The 17,589-nt window shown below is 63.8% G+C and carries 15 protein-coding genes and 2 pseudogenes; 8 read left to right on the top strand and 9 right to left on the bottom strand.

The window, feature by feature from the left end; translation table 11 throughout:
* The first annotated feature begins 99 nt into the window (after positions 1 to 99).
* The 4 genes and pseudogenes from ACTGJ9_RS08740 (at position 100) to ACTGJ9_RS08725 (ending at position 4,137) form a co-directional block, all read left to right on the top strand.
* Positions 100 to 1,869: a flavin-containing monooxygenase gene (locus ACTGJ9_RS08740; protein WP_456676732.1), complete on the top strand. Its 1,770-nt coding sequence runs from the start codon at positions 100 to 102 to the stop codon at positions 1,867 to 1,869.
* Positions 1,870 to 1,885: 16 nt separating this feature from the next.
* Positions 1,886 to 2,862 (top strand): annotated as a pseudogene (locus ACTGJ9_RS08735) (peptidyl-alpha-hydroxyglycine alpha-amidating lyase family protein).
* A 186-nt stretch (positions 2,863 to 3,048) separates the two neighbouring features.
* Positions 3,049 to 3,606, top strand: a complete 558-nt coding sequence (locus ACTGJ9_RS08730; protein WP_456676731.1) for an HNH endonuclease — start codon at positions 3,049 to 3,051, stop codon at positions 3,604 to 3,606.
* 309 nt (positions 3,607 to 3,915) lie between these two features.
* Positions 3,916 to 4,137, top strand: a complete 222-nt coding sequence (locus tag ACTGJ9_RS08725; RefSeq protein WP_456676730.1) for a dodecin — start codon at positions 3,916 to 3,918, stop codon at positions 4,135 to 4,137.
* Positions 4,138 to 4,256: 119 nt separating this feature from the next.
* Here the strand turns inward: ACTGJ9_RS08725 and ACTGJ9_RS08720 are convergent, their stop codons facing one another.
* The 7 genes from ACTGJ9_RS08720 to ACTGJ9_RS08690 all read right to left on the bottom strand — a co-directional run bounded on the left by ACTGJ9_RS08720 (position 4,257) and on the right by ACTGJ9_RS08690 (position 12,879).
* On the bottom strand, positions 4,257 to 5,501 hold the full coding sequence (locus ACTGJ9_RS08720) for an MFS transporter (RefSeq protein WP_456676729.1): 1,245 nt from the start codon (positions 5,499 to 5,501) through the stop codon (positions 4,257 to 4,259).
* Positions 5,502 to 5,565: 64 nt separating this feature from the next.
* A complete protein-coding gene (locus ACTGJ9_RS08715; protein ID WP_456676728.1) occupies positions 5,566 to 6,534 on the bottom strand; it encodes an ABC transporter ATP-binding protein in 969 nt (322 codons plus the stop codon).
* Positions 6,531 to 7,538 (bottom strand): ABC transporter ATP-binding protein, encoded by a 1,008-nt coding sequence (locus tag ACTGJ9_RS08710; protein WP_456676727.1) that lies wholly within the window; start codon positions 7,536 to 7,538, stop codon positions 6,531 to 6,533. The genes ACTGJ9_RS08715 and ACTGJ9_RS08710 overlap by 4 nt, the downstream gene beginning before the upstream one ends.
* Positions 7,538 to 8,455 (bottom strand): ABC transporter permease, encoded by a 918-nt coding sequence (locus tag ACTGJ9_RS08705; RefSeq protein ID WP_456676726.1) that lies wholly within the window; start codon positions 8,453 to 8,455, stop codon positions 7,538 to 7,540. The genes ACTGJ9_RS08710 and ACTGJ9_RS08705 overlap by 1 nt, the downstream gene beginning before the upstream one ends.
* Entirely contained in the window at positions 8,421 to 9,380 is a 960-nt protein-coding gene (locus ACTGJ9_RS08700) for an ABC transporter permease (RefSeq protein ID WP_456676725.1), read from the bottom strand. The genes ACTGJ9_RS08705 and ACTGJ9_RS08700 overlap by 35 nt, the downstream gene beginning before the upstream one ends.
* A 29-nt stretch (positions 9,381 to 9,409) precedes the next feature.
* On the bottom strand, positions 9,410 to 11,200 hold the full coding sequence (locus ACTGJ9_RS08695; RefSeq protein ID WP_456676724.1) for a peptide ABC transporter substrate-binding protein: 1,791 nt from the start codon (positions 11,198 to 11,200) through the stop codon (positions 9,410 to 9,412).
* 260 nt (positions 11,201 to 11,460) lie between these two features.
* The gene (locus ACTGJ9_RS08690) at positions 11,461 to 12,879 is read right to left on the bottom strand and encodes a M20 family metallopeptidase (RefSeq protein WP_456676723.1); all 1,419 of its coding nucleotides are present in this window, start codon (positions 12,877 to 12,879) and stop codon (positions 11,461 to 11,463) included.
* A 286-nt stretch (positions 12,880 to 13,165) separates the two neighbouring features.
* Here ACTGJ9_RS08690 and ACTGJ9_RS08685 point away from each other — a divergent pair, with 286 nt between their 5' ends.
* The 3 genes from ACTGJ9_RS08685 (at position 13,166) to ACTGJ9_RS08675 (ending at position 15,512) form a co-directional block, all read left to right on the top strand.
* A complete protein-coding gene (locus tag ACTGJ9_RS08685; RefSeq protein ID WP_456676722.1) occupies positions 13,166 to 14,137 on the top strand; it encodes a S1C family serine protease in 972 nt (323 codons plus the stop codon).
* Positions 14,138 to 14,157: 20 nt separating this feature from the next.
* Positions 14,158 to 15,228, top strand: coding sequence for a carboxylesterase family protein (locus tag ACTGJ9_RS08680; RefSeq protein ID WP_456676721.1), 1,071 nt, complete (start codon positions 14,158 to 14,160; stop codon positions 15,226 to 15,228).
* Between the two features lie 83 nt (positions 15,229 to 15,311).
* Complete coding sequence (locus tag ACTGJ9_RS08675; RefSeq protein WP_456676720.1) at positions 15,312 to 15,512, top strand: hypothetical protein; 201 nt, start codon at positions 15,312 to 15,314, stop codon at positions 15,510 to 15,512.
* A gap of 82 nt (positions 15,513 to 15,594) precedes the next feature.
* Here the strand turns inward: ACTGJ9_RS08675 and ACTGJ9_RS08670 are convergent.
* Positions 15,595 to 16,252: pseudogene (locus ACTGJ9_RS08670) on the bottom strand (DsbA family protein).
* A 170-nt stretch (positions 16,253 to 16,422) separates the two neighbouring features.
* Positions 16,423 to 16,899 (bottom strand): PaaI family thioesterase, encoded by a 477-nt coding sequence (locus tag ACTGJ9_RS08665; RefSeq protein ID WP_456676719.1) that lies wholly within the window; start codon positions 16,897 to 16,899, stop codon positions 16,423 to 16,425.
* A gap of 104 nt (positions 16,900 to 17,003) precedes the next feature.
* Between ACTGJ9_RS08665 and ACTGJ9_RS08660 the strand changes: the two genes are divergently transcribed.
* Positions 17,004 to 17,552 (top strand): TetR/AcrR family transcriptional regulator, encoded by a 549-nt coding sequence (locus ACTGJ9_RS08660; RefSeq protein ID WP_456676718.1) that lies wholly within the window; start codon positions 17,004 to 17,006, stop codon positions 17,550 to 17,552.
* Positions 17,553 to 17,589: the final 37 nt, after the last annotated feature.

The following is a 17,589-nucleotide window of genomic DNA, read 5'->3' as shown; positions in this document are numbered from 1 at the left end:
CATGCTCCCGCGGCTCGGGTAAAGCGCTTTCGACGTCGACTGAACCAGTATAGCGTCCGGCCTAAGAGGAAACCCCGCGAAGACGGCACGAGGTCGCGTATGCTGGATAAGACGAAGGATATTTCCGTCTCCGCGCAAGCCTGGCTGGACGAATTCGAGCGTGCGCTTGCTCGATCCGATCGCGCTGCTCTCGACCGCCTTTTCGTCGCCGAATGCTTCTGGCGTGATGTGCTGGCGCTAAGCTGGACTCTACAAACCATCGCCGGACGCGATGACGTCGCTCGAGCATTGACCGGCCTGGCACCCACGGCGGCGCCGAGCGATCTCAGGATCGCCCCGAACCGCGCAGCGCCGCGCTGCGTGACACGTGCCGGCACAAACAATATCGAGGCGATCTTCAATTTCGAGACTGCGCAGGGCCGAGGCAGCGGCATCTTGCGGCTCGTGCCCGATGCCGCCGACGGCGATCGTCTGAGAGGGTGGACGCTGCTCACTGCGCTCGACGAGCTCAAGGGCTTTGAGGAACAGCTCGGCACCTCGGGGCCGCGCGGCCAGGCCTATTCGCGCGATTTCCGCGGGCCGAACTGGCTCGACCTGCGCAACGCGGCGCGCGACTATTCCGATCGCGATCCCGCCGTCCTGGTGGTCGGCGGTGGCCAGGCCGGGCTCGCGATCGCGGCGCGGCTGAAGCAATTGCAGATCGATACGCTGATCGTCGATCGCGAGACGCGAGTCGGCGACAATTGGCGCAAGCGCTATCACGCGCTCACCCTGCACAATCAGGTGCAGGTCAATCACCTGCCCTACATGCCGTTCCCGCCGAGCTGGCCGACCTATATCCCCAAGGACAAGCTCGCGAACTGGTTCGAAGCTTACGTCGACGCGATGGAGCTGAACTTCTGGACCGGCACGGAATTCGAAGGCGGCGCCTATGACGAGGCCAGGGGAAACTGGACGGTGACGCTGCGCCGCGCCGACGGCAGCAAGCGCACCATGCATCCGCGTCATGTGATCATGGCAACCGGCGTCAGCGGCATCGCGAACATCCCGGACATTCCCACCCTCGATCGTTTCAAGGGCACGCTGATGCATTCCAGCCGTTACGAGGACGGCGAGAACTGGCACGGCAAACGCGCCATCGTCATCGGCACCGGCAACAGCGGTCACGACATCGCGCAGGACCTTCATTCCAGTGGCGCCAAGGTGACGCTGGTGCAGCGTTCGCCGACGCTGGTCACCAATATCGAGCCGTCGGCGCAGCTGGCGTATGCGACCTACAATGAGGGCACGCTCGAGGACAACGACCTGATCGCGACCTCGATGCCGACGCCGCTTGCGAGAAAGACCCATGTGATGCTGACGGAGCAGTCGAAGGAGCTCGACAAGGAGCTGCTCGACGGCTTGCGCCGCGTCGGCTTCAAGCTCGATTTCGGCGAGGCCGGCACCGGCTGGCAATTCAAGTACCTCACCCGCGGCGGCGGTTATTATTTCAACGTCGGTTGCTCCAACCTGATCGTCGAAGGCGCGATCGAGCTGAAGCAGTTTGAGGACATCGACAGCTTCACGGCCGAAGGCGCGCGGATGAAGGACGGCACGACCATTGCTGCCGATCTCATCGTGCTCTCGACCGGCTACAAGCCGCAGGAATACCTCGTGCGAAAGCTGTTCGGCGACGGCATCGCCGACCGCGTCGGCCCGATCTGGGGCTTTGGCGATGGTTTCGAGCTGCGCAATATGTATGCGCGCACCGGGCAGCCCGGCCTGTGGTTCATCGCCGGCAGCCTCGCGCAATGCCGGATCAACTCGAGATTTCTCGCGCTGCAGATCAAGGCGATCGAGGAAGGGATACTGAGGCACGCCCCGGATTGACGGCAAGGAAAGACCAATGCCAGCCATTCTCGGCGCCGGCGAACACCGCTACCGCGTCGTCGAAAATTTCGCAAAACTGCCCGACGGCTGGCAGCTGACCGATGTCGCCTCCGTCGCGGTCGACAGCAAGGACCGCGTCTACGTCTTCAACCGCGGCGCCCATCCGATGGTGGTGCTCGACAGCGATGGCAATTTCCTGCGCAGTTTTGGCGAAGGCCTGTTCTCCCGTGCCCACGGCCTGCACATCGATGCCGACGACAATCTCTACTGCACGGATGACGGCGACCACACCGTGCGCAAATGCACCGCCGATGGCAAGGTGCTGCTGACGATCGGCATTCCCGCGCAGCCCGCGCCGTTCATGAGCGGCGAGCCGTTTCACCGCTGCACCCACACCGCGCTGTCGCCAAACGGCGAGATCTACGTCTCCGACGGCTATGGCAATGCCCGCGTGCACAAATACACGCCCGACGGCAAGCTCATCAAAAGCTGGGGCGAGCCGGGCACCGATCCCGGCCAGTTCAACATCGTGCACAACATCGCCGCCGATGCGGACGGCTGGGTCTATGTCGCCGATCGCGAGAACCATCGCGTGCAGGTGTTCAACAGCGAGGGCAAGTACGAGACGCAGTGGAACAATCTGCACCGCCCTTGTGCGCTGTGCTGTTGCGGCGGGGGCAAGAGCCCGACCTTCATCATCGGCGAGCTCGGCCCCGGCATGGCCGTGAACCGCAAGGTGCCCAATCTCGGCCCGCGGCTGTCCATCGTGGACGCCACGGAAAGCGCATCGCGCGGCTCGGCGGCGTGGAGGGTCCCGGTGTTGCGAGCGGAAAGTTTCTGGCGCCACACGGCATCGCGCTGGATTCGAAGGGCGATATCTATGTCGGCGAAGTCGGCGTCACCGACTGGAAGACGAGCTTTCCGGACCAGGAGGTGCCGGCCGTGGTGCTTGCGACGCGATGCTTGCAGAAGCTGGAGCGGATTCGGGAGTAGTCCATTCCGCCATTCCGGCGGCACGGCCCCTCCCTAAATCGCGGCGTTTTTGAGCATTTGCCATCCCGCCGCCGCATTGCTTGTGCCTGAATAAGTCGCTCAACGGGCTTCACAATCCCGTCACGCTGCATGTAGTATGTCAGTACATGCTGCTTCGCAGCGTATATTGGAGGCCGGGAGCGTTACTTGAACGCACATGTCTCGCAAGGCAGTTGGCCGGTGCTGGTCCTCAACGCGGACTTCCGGCCGCTGAGTTACTACCCACTGTCTTTGTGGTCGTGGCAGGACGCGATCAAGGCGGTGTTCCTCGATCGTGTCAACATCGTCGCGCATTACGATCAGGCGGTTCACAGTCCTACGCTGCAAATGCAGCTGCCGAGCGTGGTCTCGCTCAAATCCTTCGTCAAGCCGAGCACGCATCCCGCCTTCACCCGGTTCAACGTCTTCCTGCGCGATCGCTTCGCCTGCCAATACTGTGGCTCGCCCGAGGACCTCACCTTCGATCACATCATCCCGCGCAGCAAAGGCGGCCAGACCACCTGGGAGAACGTGGTCGCGGCGTGCTCGCCCTGTAATCTGCGCAAGGGCAATCTCACGCCGGTGCAGGCCAAGATGTTTCCGCGCCAGCACGCCTTCGCCCCGACCGTGCACCAGCTCCACCGCAACGGCCGCCTGTTCCCACCGAACTACCTGCATGACAGCTGGCTGGACTATCTCTACTGGGATACGGAGCTGGATCCGTAGCGGACGAAATCGTTGGCGGTGACCGTCACAAAGCACTCTCGAACCGCAAATTGCGATCCCCGTTCGTTACGTCCCTCAAGGCTCGCTCGGCAATCTGAGCTGCAAAGCGCAGCCGCGCGTCTGGTCGTAAGGTCGCCATCCATGCTTAGCGCGACGCTGGAGTAGATTCAGGCCTCGCCACAGGAGCGGACGATCTCTGTCTGTGTCACTCACTCGCTCCGCGTGCGACGGAACCGGAGAGGCCCCGCGCCCGTTCAGATCGACGACCCGCGGCGGTTGACGCCGCAGCGCAACCGAGGGAGGCCCACCATGCCTGCAGCCGAGAAGGATCATGTCTACAAGATCCTGGAACTGGTCGGATCGTCCGAGGCCTCGATCGAGGACGCGATCAAGAACGCGATCAGCCGCGCCTCCAAGACCGTGCGCGAAATGAAATGGTTCGAGGTGGTGCAGACACGCGGCCATATCGAGAACGGCGCCGTGCGCCACTATCAAGTGACGCTGCGCGTCGGGTTCACGCTGGATGGATGAGCCGGGCTTGCGGCCGGCAGCGCTTTGATATCACTGGGATCGCGGCCGGACGCCCTGGCCGGAGCCAGAGTGCTGCCAAGCGCTACCGCCTGCTTCGCGGGCGGTGAACGCATTCGACGTCAGGCCAGATCGACGCCGCGCCGCTCCGGGATGAGCGCGAGCAACGCCACGACGTCGATGAGGTAGAGCAATGCAAGGCCGGCGATTGCGGTCGGGAAGCCGTAAGCCGCACTGACGATGCCGACAACCAGCGGACCGAAGCCGGCAACGGCCCGACCGATGTTGAAGAAAACGTTCTGCGCAGTGGCGCGCGCCGCGGTCGGATAAAGCTCGCTCATCAGCGCGCCATAGCCACCGAGCATGCCGTTGACGAAGAAACCCATCACGGCTCCGCCGATCAGCAGCGCGCCAGCACTCGTGAGCTGCGAATAGACCACCACCATCACGGCCGCGCCCAGCATGTAGGTCAGAAACGCCGCACGGCGGCCGAACCGATCAGCCGCATGACCGAACAGGAAGATGCCGAGCGCCATGCCGGCGATGGTGACTGATGTCCAGAGCGCCGATTGTGTCAGGCCATAGCCGAACCGCGTCGAGAGATAGTTCGGCAGCCAGATCATGATGCCGTAATAGCCGAAATTCTGCACCGAGCAGAGAATGATCATTCCGATGCCGATCCGGGTCGTCTCCGCATCGGCCACGAGCGCGCGAAGTGACGAGCCGGCATTCGCCGCATTCGCCTTGTGCGCGATGAAGACATCCGGCTCATGCAGCTTGCGCCGGATCACGTAAGCGACCACCGCCGGAAACACGCCGAGTGCAAACATTCCGCGCCAGCCGATGATCGGCAACAGCAGCGGCGTCAGCAGCGCCGCCGTCAGCACGCCGAACTGCCAGCCAAGCCCGACATAGGACGTTGCCCGCGCGCGCTTGCTCGCGGGCCAGGCCTCGGCCACCAGGGCCATACCGATGCCGAATTCGCCGCCAAGGCCGATACCGGCGACGACCCGGTAGGTCAGCAGATCCCAATAGCCCTGGGCCAGCGCGCACAGGCCGGTGAAAACCGCGAACAGGACGATGCTCCAGGTCAGAACCCGCACGCGGCCAAGCCGGTCCGACAGCATGCCGAAGACGAAGCCGCCAACGACCGCGCCGACCAGCGTTCCCGTCACCAGCGAGGCCGCCTGCGGCTGGGTGAGATGAAGGTCTTTCGAAATCGCCGTCAGCATGAAGCCGAGGATGAGGAGGTCGAATCCGTCCATGGCATAGCCGAGCGCCGATCCCCACAGCGCCCTGCGCGCTTGCTCATCCGCCACATGATCCGTATCAAGCGCGCCGAGAGTTACATCCTGTACCTGGCTCATGCGTCCCCCTACGCCGGCCGGCCTCTTGGGATCAAGGCCTCCGATGACCTTTGCACCGCGCAACTCAGGCCAGATGGCACGCCACGAAATGCCCGCCCGCCCCTTCCTTCAGTTCCGGCGCACTTTCCGCGCAGCGCGGCTGGGCGATCGGGCAACGGGTGTGAAAGTGACAGCCTGCCGGCGGCTTCATCGGGCTTGGCACGTCGCCCTTGAGGCGGATGCGGTTGCGCTTGAGCCTGGGATCCGGCACCGGCACGGCGGAGAGCAGCGCCTTGGTGTAGGGATGCTGCGGATTGCGATAGAGGTCGCTCGCCTTTGCCAATTCGACGATGCGGCCGAGATACATCACCGCGACGCGGTCGGAAATGTGCTCGACGACCGAGAGGTCGTGCGCAACGAAGAGATAGGTGAGATTCAACTCGGCCTGGAGATCTTCCAGGAGGTTGATGACCTGCGCCTGGATCGAGACGTCGAGCGCGGACACCGGCTCGTCGCAGACGATCAGCTTCGGCTCGACCGCGAGCGCACGCGCGATCACGATGCGCTGGCGCTGGCCGCCGGAGAACTCGTGCGGATAGCGGCGCATGTGCTCGGCCTTGAGGCCGACCTTCACGAGCAGGCTTGCGACGCGTTCCTCACGCTCCTTGGCCGTTGACCCAAGCTTATGAATAATGAGGGCTTCGCCGAGAATGGAGCCGACCGTCATGCGCGGATTGAGCGAGGCGAACGGATCCTGGAACACGAGCTGCATGTTCCGCCGCATCGCGCGCAAATCATTGCCGCCGAGCTTGCCGACGTCCTGGCCGTCGAACACGACCTCACCGTCGGTCGGCTCGATCAGGCGCAGCACGCAGCGCCCGGTGGTCGACTTGCCGCAACCGGACTCTCCGACGAGCCCGAGCGTCTCGCCGCGATTGACCGAGAACGACACGCCGTCGACCGCATAGACGGTGCCGACCTGGCGCGACAGCAGGCCGCCGAGCACGGGAAAATATTTCTTCAGGCCGGTGACGCGGAGCAGGGGTTCGCTCATGCCAGTGCTCCTGCCGCGTCTCCCAACTGCGCATCTCCCAGATGGCAGGCCATGCGATGGCCGGGCGCGATCTGGCGCAGCAGCGGCTCCTTCTTGGTGCAGACGTCCATGGCAAACTTGCAGCGCGGCGCAAAACGGCAGCCGACCGGCGGATTGATCAGGATCGGCACCGAACCGCCGATCGCCTCGAGCCGGGTCTTATGCGCGCTGTCGAGATCGATGCGCGGGATCGAGCGGATCAGGCCCTGCGTGTAGGGATGGCCCGGATCGGCGAAGAGAGCGTCGACATCGGCCTCCTCCACCACCTTGCCGGCATACATCACGACGACACGCTGCGCCGTCTCGGCGACGACACCCATGGCGTGGGTGATCAGCATCACCGCCATGCCGAAACGTTCCTTCATGTCCTGGAGCAGGTCGAGGATCTGCGCCTGGATGGTGACGTCGAGCGCGGTGGTCGGCTCGTCGGCAATGATCAGCTTGGGCTTGCAGGCGAGCGCCATCGCGATCATGACGCGCTGACGCATGCCGCCGGAGAACTGGTGCGGATAGTTGTGCACGCGGCCTTCGGCGTTGGGGATCTGGACCAGCTTCAGCATTTCGATGGTGCGATCGAGTGCCTGTTTCCTGGTGACGTTCTCGTGGCGGCGCAGACTCTCGGCGATCTGCTCGCCGATCGTCAGCACCGGATTGAGCGAGGTCATCGGCTCCTGGAAGATGAAGCCGATCTCCTTGGCCCTGACCTCGTCGAGCTGGCTGCTCGTCAGCGGCACCAGATCGCGGCCCTCGAAGATGATCTCGCCGGCCGCGATCCGGCCCGGCGGCATCGCAATCAGCTTCAGGATCGACATCGCGGTGACGGTCTTGCCGCAACCGGACTCGCCGACGACGCAGAGCGTCTCGCCCTTGTTGATGGAGATGTCGACGCCATCGACAGCTTGCAAAATGCCGTCGTCGGTGGAGAAGTGGGTCTTGAGACCTTTGATCTCGAGCAGCGGCGCCATCAGATCACCCGCCGCGCGTCGAGCGCATCACGCAGGCCGTCGCCGATGAAGTTGATGGCGACCACCGCGATGAAGATCGCGCCGCCCGGAAACAAGGCCCAGTGCGGACCGATGTCGAGGAAGTCCTTGGCATCGTACAGCAGCCGGCCCCAGGTCGGGGTATCCGGCGGAAAACCGAGGCCGAGGAAGGACAGCGTCGATTCCGCGATGATCGCGGCGGCAACGTCAATGGTGCCGGCGATGATCACCGGGCCGAGCGCATTGGGCAGGATGTGCTTCACCACCTGCCGCACAGGACTCGCACCAAGCGCCCGTGCGGCCTCGACGAACTCCTTCTCGCGGATCGACAGGAACTGCGCACGCACGAGGCGCGCCACCGGCATCCAGCGCAAACCGCCGATCACGAGGACGATCAGGATGAAGATGCCGCCCTCGGGGCCGAACACCTGTTTCAACCCGTCGCGGAAGAGATAGATCAGCAGCAGAAGCAGCGGCAGCTGCGGCAGCGACAGAAAGAGGTCGGTGAGCCACATCAATCCGTGCCCGAGCGCGCCGCGCGACATGCCGGCGAGCGCGCCGATCAGCGTGCCGATGAACACCGACACCAGCATCGCGGCGAGCCCAACGGCGAGTGAGATGCGGCCGCCATAAATCATGCGCGCCAGAATGTCCTGACCAAGATCGTCGGTGCCGAACGGATGAGCTAGCGACGGCCCCTGCATGCCTGCCACGATATCGATGTCGTTGATCGAAACACGCCAGATGAAGGGACCGGTCACTACGGCAAGAATCAGGATGAGAAGCAGGAACGCGCTGACGACGGCGAGCTTGTGGCGGCTGAAGCGCCGCCAGGTCTCGCGCCAGGGCGAGTAGATGCCCCGCCTAGCGGAGGGAGATGCGAGGGTCAAGCCAGCCATACAGCACATCCGCGATCAGATTGAAGAGCACCACCAGACAGGCGAACACGAAAGTCACGGCCATCACGACCGGGGTGTCATTGGAGAGAATGGAGGAGATCAGCAGCGAGCCGATGCCGGGAATGCGAAAGATCTGCTCCGTGACGATGGCGCCGCCGAACACCGCAGGCATCTGCAGCGCGATCAGCGTGACCACCGGAATCATGGCGTTGCGCATCACATGCTTGACGATGACCTTGGCCTGCCCGAGGCCCTTGGCGCGCGCCGTGGTGACGTAGTCGAGCCGGATGACGTCGAGCATCGCCGATCGCACGAAGCGCGTCATCGACGCCGCCTGGAAAAGCCCGAGCACCGCCACCGGCATGATCGCCTGCCGGATCATTTCGAGCACATAATGGATGCCGGTGGCCTTGATGTCGGTGGTGTAGACGAAGGGCAGCCAATCCAGGGTGACCGAGAAGATCAGGATGAACAGGATCCCGGTGAAGAAGGTCGGCAGCGAGAAGCCGACGAAAGCGAGCGTATTCGCGACCTGGTCGAACAGCGAATAGGGCTTTGTCGCCGCATAAACGCCGACGGGAATCGCAATCAGCAGCGCCAGGATCTGCGCCGAGCCGATCACGTAGAGCGTGGCCGGCAGGCGCTGCAGGATGAGGGTGTCGACGTTCATCCGGCTGACAAAGGAGAAGCCCCAGTCGCCGTGCAGCATGGCGTTGAGCCAGTGCAAATAGCGAAGATAGATGGGGTCATCGAGACCGAACTTGGCCCGAAGCGCGAGAGCGACTTCGGGCGGCACGTTCGGGTTGGTTGCCAGTTCCGAGAAAGGATCGCCGGGCGCCAACGCCAGTACGACGAACAGCACCAGGGAGATGCCGAGCAGGCTCGGAATCGCGATCACCAGGCGACGCAGGACATATTGACTCATAGGGAAAGACCCTGCCTACGCCCGCGCGATCATGCCTCCCGGTACCAGTCGAACAGATTGTCGGTCTCGTTCGCCCAGCCGCTGATAACGCATACCAGGTTGTTGGCGGCAGCTTCCACCTTCAGGCGATGCTGCACCGGGATGAACACGGTGTCCTGGTACATGAGGTCGTTGGCCTTGATGTAGAGCGCCGCGCGTTTGACCGGGTCCATCTCGCCGTCGGCGGCCTCAATGGTCGCGTCGTACTCCTTGTTGACCCACCGCGGGAAGTTCGTGCCCTGCCACTTGTTCTCCTTGGTAGCGACAAGGTTCGAAAGATAGCGACGCATGTGCTGCGACGGGTCAGGCTGGCTCAGCGGAATCTGGAACATCTCCATGTCGGCGTAAAAATGCGCGTAGGTATCGGGATTGGCGACGTCTGAGGAAAAGAACACGGACGCCACGACCGACTTCAGCTCGACTTCGATTCCGGCCTTCTGGCAGGCCTGCTTGACGATGGCTTGGGTCTTTTGGCGGGGCCCGTTGATCGAAGTCTGGTAGAGAAGCTTCAGCTTCTTGCCGTCCTTCTCGCGGATGCCGTCCGCGCCGGGCTTCCAGCCGGCATCGTCCAGGATCTTCGAGGCCTTCTCGACGCTGAACTCCCACGTCGTGTTCTTGGACACGAATTTTTCGGGACCGTTGAGGAAGTTGGCGGTGGTGCGGCCGGCGCGGCCGTAGATCGCCTTCTTGACGGACTCGCGATCGACCAGCAGCGATAGCGCCTTGCGCACCGCCGGATCAGAAAACAGCGGGTGCTTGGTCTTGATCGAGGAGCGTTCGCCGTCGACCTCGGTGTTCGGGTCGGTGAAGTTCAGTGCGATGAACTCGGTGTCTCCGCCGACCGCGTAAACCGTCTTTCCCTTGCCGCCCTTCTCCAGGCGCAGGAGCACGTCGTCCTCGACCTGGATGTTCCAGCCGAAATCATATTCACCGGTCTGGATCACCGCGCGCGCGGCAGAGACGGCATCGCCGCCGCCCTTCATCTCGATCAGATCGAAATAGGGACGGTTCGCCATGTGATAGTCAGGATTGAGCACGCCGCGAACGAGATCGCCCGGCTTGAACTCGACGAACTTGTAGGGGCCGGTGCCGACCGGCGCGAGATTCGCCGGAGCCTCGCGGGATTTGGCGCCCTTGTAGTCGGCGAACAAATGTTTGGGGATGAGGGTGTTGGGCGCGCCGACAAAAGCGTCGGCCCAGAACGGCGTCGGTTTGTTGAAGAGAATCCGAACCGTGAGATCGTCCACCTTCTCGACCGTGATATCCCGATACGTGCTGATGGTCAGCGCGGAGGTTGCGGGATCCCTGGAATATTCCCAGTTGAACACGACGTCATCAGCGGTGAACGGCTTGCCGTCGTGCCATTTGATGCCGGGTTTCAGCTTCCAGGTCACCGACTTGCCGTCGGCAGCGAGCCCGCCGTTTGCGATCGACGGGATTTCGGCCGCCAGTACCAGCTTCATGTTGCCGTCGGGGTCCCAGCAGGCCAGCGGCTCGTAGAACAGGCGCGAGCCGTCCTGGTCCTTGGTGCCGGTGGCAAAATGCGGGTTGAGCAGGGTCGGCCCCTGCCACCACAACAGCTTCAGTGCGCCGCCGCCACCACGCTTGGTCGGCTTATAGGTCGAGGCACCTTCTGCCATGGCGACCCCGCCCAGCGCGAGGATTTGGTTTGCCAGTGGCGCGGTCAGGCCGACCGCGGCCATGCGCTTAATGAAGGCGCGTCGATCCATGCGGCCATTGGCCACCTCACCGATCATTGAACGTAGTTCTTTATCCAGCATGGTTGTCCCCGTCTGGTTCCAGTATGGATGCAGGCGGCCGCGCGGCGGCCGCCCGGCTTTGGCTGGCGGTAGATGGCACACTGAATAGGCCGCGCGTCAACTGCGACCGTGTGTGTGCAAACGGTCTTCTGGCTGTCTGTTGAGCAAAACTTGCTTCCGCAGCCCAAGGGTTTGGCATTCCCGCGTCAAAATCCGCCGGAAACCAAGTTGCACTGCGAAAAATTTGTTCTCCAGATCAGACGAAGTATCGAGACGGAATTCTACGCCACGGACATATCGAGCGGCGGCGCGACGTGGTCCGGCAGCGGGCAGACATAAGGCGTCTTGGTCGTCCGCTTCGTGAGATCGGCCTTCGCGGCCTTGATCAGTTCCGGTTCTGTCAACGCTTTGATACCAAGGCCGGCCATGGCCTTGGCCGCCTGCACCATGGCCTTGTGGGCATGCGGGCTCTTGCCCTGTGCGACCACCTGCCAGGTGTGGAACGGCGTGCCGATCGCAACCGTTGGTGCGTGAACCTGCACGGTCGGCACCACCCAGCTCACATCGCCGACATCCGTGGAGCCAACCAGCGGATTGCGCTTGGCGTCGAGCGGCACCAGGAAGTCGGCGAGCGGCCGTTCGGTCGGCTCCATGCCGATTGCGTAATAGACCGATGCGATGTCCTTGTCGGTCAGCGTCGCGCGGATCTGGCTGGCAAAGCCCTTGTCGGCGTCGTCAAAATGCGGCGGCCCGAGCTCTTCCATGACCCGATGCAGCGCCTGCTCCAGCGGCGTGTTCGGCAGGATGTTGGAGACCGCGGAGATGATCTTCATCTCGACCTTGGTCTCGGTCATCAAGGCCGCCCCTTCCGCGATCTTGCTGACGCGCCCGACCAGCTCGTTCATGCCGGGGAGATCGCGGGCGCGAATGGAATAGCGCACGCGGGCATGGGCCTGCACCACGTTGGGCGCAATGCCGCCGGTGTCGAGCAGCGCGTAGTGCACGCGCGCATCGCTCGGCATGTGCTCGCGCATGTAGTTCACGCCGACATTCATCAGCTCCACCGCGTCGAGCGCGGAGCGGCCGAGATGGGGCGAAGCCGCCGCGTGCGAGGTGCGGCCAGTGAAGATGAAGTCGGCGCGGGTGTTGGCGAGCGAGGGCGTCACCGCGACTTCCCAGAAACTGTGCGGATGCCAGGTGATGGCGATGTCGGCATCCTCGAACGCGCCGGAGCGCACCATGAAGGCCTTGGCCGCGCCGCCCTCTTCCGCCGGGCAGCCGTAGTAGCGCACGCGACCGGGCACCTTGTTCTCGGCGAGCCAGTCCTTGACCGCCGTGGCGGCAAGCAGCGCCGCGGAACCGAGCAGATTGTGACCACAGCCATGGCCGTGGCCGCCGGTCTCGACCGGACGATGCTCGGCAACGCCAGCCTCCTGGCTGAGGCCCGGCAGCGCGTCATATTCGCCCATGAAGGCGATGACCGGACCGCCCTCGCCCCATTCGCCCATCACAGCGGTCGGAATGCCCGCCACGTTCTCGGTGATACGGAAACCCTGGTGACGCAGCTCAGCGAGGTGCTCGGCGGCGGAACGCGCTTCGGTGTAGCAGACTTCGGGCATGCCCCAGATCTTATCGCTGAGATCGATGAAACGTCCCTTGATCGTATCGATGCCACGCCAGATGTCGCTGCGATTGTCCATTGCTTCGTCCGTGATCTCTTGGTCAAACGAAGCCGCAATGGTTAGCAGCTTCATTGAACCCCGCCTAGCATCCCGCGGGACACCAGCCATGCGACCGATGCCGGATTGGGGGGCTGCCGGCGGAATTTGGGCGAACAATTTCTGTCATCTTCGGAAATCGGCGGCGCGAGATCTGGAATAGTTGCCGTCAAGTCTTTCAAGACGGCCTCCTCCGGCCTAAATTATGCTTGCTTCGCGCATCGTTCCGCAGCCATGGCGGAGCGATGCTCTCAGCCAGGAGAACTCCATGCCCGCATTGACCGAATGGAGAGTGCCGCCGGCCAATCAGCCGCGTGCGAGCGACTACGGCTTCGATCTCGACCGTGCGCTCGCCGCCGTCGTCGGCCTGCACGCCATCATCCCGCCGGACGCCTTCAGCGCCGAAACGCTCGGCACCGAGCGCGCCGGCAACGGCGTCGTCATCGACGACGGGCTGGTGCTCACCATCGGCTATCTCATCACCGAGGCCGAATCGGTCTGGCTTCACCTCGGCGACGGGCGCGTGGTGGAAGGACATGTGCTCGGCTTCGATGCCGTTACCGGCTTCGGCCTGGTGCAGGCGCTCGGCCGGCTCGATATCGAGCCGCTGCCGCTCGGCTCGTCAGCGGAGACCCGGCTCGGCGACCGCGTCGTGGTCGGTGGCGCCGGGGGACGGACGCGATCGGTCGCAAGCCAGATCGTCGCCAAGCAGGAATTCGCCGGCTACTGGGAGTATCTGCTCGACGAGGCATTGTTCACCTATCCCGCCCATCCGAATTGGGGTGGCACCGGACTGATCAATGAACGAGGCGAGCTGATCGGCATCGGCTCGCTCCAGCTCGAGCGAGAACGCGACGGCAAGGCCGAACATGTCAACATGATCGTGCCGATCGACCTGTTGAAGCCGATCCTCGACGACCTCCGCAAGTTCGGCCGCGTCAACAAGCCGGCACGTCCGTGGCTGGGACTCTATTCGACCGAGATCGACAACCGCGTGGTGGTGATCGGGATCTCCGCCAACAGTCCCGCGGCCCGCGCCGAGCTCAAGACCGACGACATCATTCTTGCCGTGGACGGCGACAAGGTCACGAGCCAAACGGCGTTCTACAAGAAGATGTGGAGCCTCGGCCCTGCCGGCGTCGACGTGCCGCTCACCGTGCATCATGAAGGCGTCACCTTCGACGTCACCGTGACGTCGACCGACCGCTTCAAGCTTCTGAAGGCACCGAAGCTGCACTGATCCGAGCAAAGGAATCGGCAATGACCGAGGCCGTGGTCGACGACATCGTGGCCGTGCTGCCGCCGTTGCTCAACGCGCTCGAAGCGCTCGGCTTCTTCCAGCGGCATCTGCATCCACCGGCCTTCGCCGCGGTGATGAACGCCATCGGCGCACCCGACGATGCACTTCGGCCAGCACAGGCAGCAATCGGCGCGTGGCCGGAGCAATTCGCCGGACTGCGCGAGCGGCTCGATCGCGCCTGCAATGAGGCGCTCGCCGCCTTCGCCGGCATCCGCGAGGTCGAGCGCGGCAACGGCGATCTCGTCGCGGTGTTCCGCGCGCTGCGCCATGTGCCGCGCGCACAGGAGGCGCTGTATCCACTATCGCTGCAATTTCCGCCGGTGAGCAACTTCTTCCTCAACAGCGCCAATCGCGAGAACGGTGAGCTGCTGGCGCGGCTGGACGTCAGTGCCAGCGAGGACACCGGCATCTTCCACGATCACAACGAGCCCGGCAGCCGCGGCGGCTTCTCGATCTATGTTCCCGAATACTATACGCCCGATCGCAGCTGGCCTCTGGTGATGGCGCTGCATGGCGGCAACGGCAACGGACGCGGATTTCTGTGGAGCTGGTTGCGTGATGCCCGCAGCATGGGCGCGATCCTGGTGGCGCCGACTGCGACGGGACAGACCTGGGCACTGATGGGCGACGACACCGACACGCCCAATCTCATGCGCATCCTCGAAACCGTGCACGGCCGCTGGAGCATCGATGCCTCGCGCCTGCTGCTGACCGGCATGAGCGACGGCGGCACCTTCAGCTATGTCAGCGGTCTCGACGGTGCTTCGCCATTCACCCACCTTGCGCCGGTGTCCGCGACCTTCCATCCACTGATGGCGGAGATAGCGGACGCAACGCGGCTACGGCGCCTGCCGATCTTCATCACCCACGGCAAGCTCGACTGGATGTTTCCGGTGCAGACTGCACGGCAGACGCAAGCGACACTCACGGCCGCCGGCGCCGATGTCACATACCGCGAAATCGACGACCTCAGCCACACCTATCCCCGCGAGATCAACGCGGAGCTGCTGCAATGGCTGAATCGGGGATGAACGAAGTGTCCTTAACCGCGCCGCACTGTCGCGGAACCATCACTCCGGGCCCGACGTTATCCGCCCGTCACCGGAGGTTCGCCATGCAGACTTTTTTCGGAATGATTTTGGGCGCGCTGCTGCTCGGCTGCGGCGTGTACGTCTATGACTCCATGCAGACGTCGTCCGTCGCCAACGGCGAGGTCGCGACTGCCAATCGCACCATCGTGAACTGGGATGTCGCGAAGGCCGACTGGAATGCGCTGCAGGATCGCGCGGACTGGGTCCGGATTTCGTCGAAGTAATCTCTATCGACCAGACATGAACAGGCGCCGCCGCGGGTCCGCGGCGGCGCCTTTGTGTTGGCTGCGATCGGCTGGCTGCGCGTCAGTTCATCTTGGCTTTGCGGGCATCGGCGATGACCTGCTCGAACTCGGCCATGCTGAGCACCCCGGGCACGCGGTACTTGCCGACGATGAAGGACGGCGTGCCGCGGAAGCCGAACGCTTCAGCCTGGTCATTGTTGCGCTTGAGGATCGTGTCGATATCCTTGGCGTGGGCGGTGAGGTCGCGCTTGAGGCGATCCATGTCGACGCCGGCGGCCGCGAGCAGCTCGTTGATGCGCGACTCGGTCAGGCGCGAGCTGACGCCCATCATGGCGTCATGGGCCTGGTGGTATTTGTCCTGGAATTTCGCGGCAAGCGCGATCCGGGCAGCCGTCACCGACACGGGTCCGAGGATCGGCCAGTCTTTCAAGACCAGCCTGACCTTGCCGTCGTCCTGAATGACCTGGCGCAACTCGGGCTCGAGTTTGCGGCAATAGGGACAATTGTAGTCGGACCACTCGATGATGCTGATGTTGCCATCGGGATTGCCGGCAACGGAACGTCGGATCGCGCAGCACCTTGGCTTCGGTGAGCACTTCGTCATCACCGCTGGCTGCACGCGCCAAGGTCATACCGCCAGCCGCGAAGGCGCCTGCTCCGATCAGCGTCAGCGCCGCGCGGCGCGTCGGCCCAAGGCCGTTAGTCCTGAATCCAGCCATATCTCGTCCCGTTTCGGTCCCATCACCGCAATTACGGCTCGGAACCGGGAAGTGTTACGCCTCGTATAGAGTGTCGCGGGGGCGATGTCATCGCGCCACCGTTTCCGTGGTCGCATCGACCAATAGTCACGAGGCATCAAGGGATGCGTCGCAGGGCTTATCAATTGCCGCTAAACGCGGGGCGCGCGCGGTTCGTGCGAAGCCGCAACGCGGGGCAGCATCGCCATCAGCGTTCCGTTCGTGGTGGCGATCAGCGTGGTTTTGCCCTCGTGCTCGGCAACCGCCTTCCCCTCGCAGAAGGTCAAGGTGCGGCCAGGCTTGACCACCTCGGCCTTGAACACAAAACGCTCGCCGCGGGCGGGGGCGAGCAGCGTGGTCTTGAACTCGACCGTAAGGATATCGGCTTCGGACGGCATCAGCGTGAAGGCGGCGACGCCACAGGCGTTATCGAGCCCCGCAGTGATGATACCGCCATGGATAAAGCCATTCTGCTGCGTGAATCCGGGCGAATGCAGCATGGCCAGTTCGACCTCACCCGGCGCGAGACGGACGATCACGATGTCAAGTGTGCGCATCGCCGGCTGCCGTTCGAACATCGCGACGGCCGCCGCACGATAGCCAGGATTTTTCGGCTCGAACGCAGCCATGGCATTTCCCTGCCCTTTCCTGCCCTTTGTTGATACGGTAGCGTACCAAACACGGGACGCGTTAGCAATACGGTGCCGTATCGAAAGCCGGTGAGGCAACCTTCATGAACGACGGCAAGGGCGATATCTGGGTCGAGGCAGGGTTTACCGAGCTCGCCCGCGCTGGTGTCGAGGGGGTGCGGGTCGAGGTGCTCGCCAAGAATTTGGGCGTTACCAAGGGCGGCTTCTACCGCCGCTTCGCCGACCGCGCCGCGCTGCTCGAGGCCATGCTGGTGCACTGGCGCGAAGGACGCTCGGCATCCATTGCGGAGCAGACCAGCCTGGACGGGCACCAGCCCCGCGAGCGGCTGAGGGCGGTGATCCAGCTCTATTCCGAGCGGCTCAATCCGGAGGGCATGGCGATCGAGCTCGCGATCCGGCAGTGGGCCCGCTCCGACCAGAGCGCCGCTGCGGCGGTGGCGAGCGTGGATGCGGCGCGGCTCAAGCACGTTGCCGAGCTCTATCGCGCGACCGGCCTGGAGGCCGAGGAGGCCGAGGCGCAGGCTTTCCTGTTCTATTGCTTCATCTTCGGCCAGAGCCTTTTGTTCGTCGAGCGTGGCCCGCGCAAGCGGTCGCAACTCGTGACGAAATCGGCCGAGAAACTGTTGGGCTGAGCAAAATGGCCGGAGCTTTGCTCCGGCCGTCGCATCA

The organism is Bradyrhizobium sp. RDM12, from assembly GCF_051917485.1.
In the GTDB taxonomy this organism is placed as follows: Bacteria; Pseudomonadota; Alphaproteobacteria; order Rhizobiales; family Xanthobacteraceae; genus Bradyrhizobium.
Note: the sequence above shows the minus strand (reverse complement) of the source record. Positions and strands in the feature narration are given on the sequence as shown.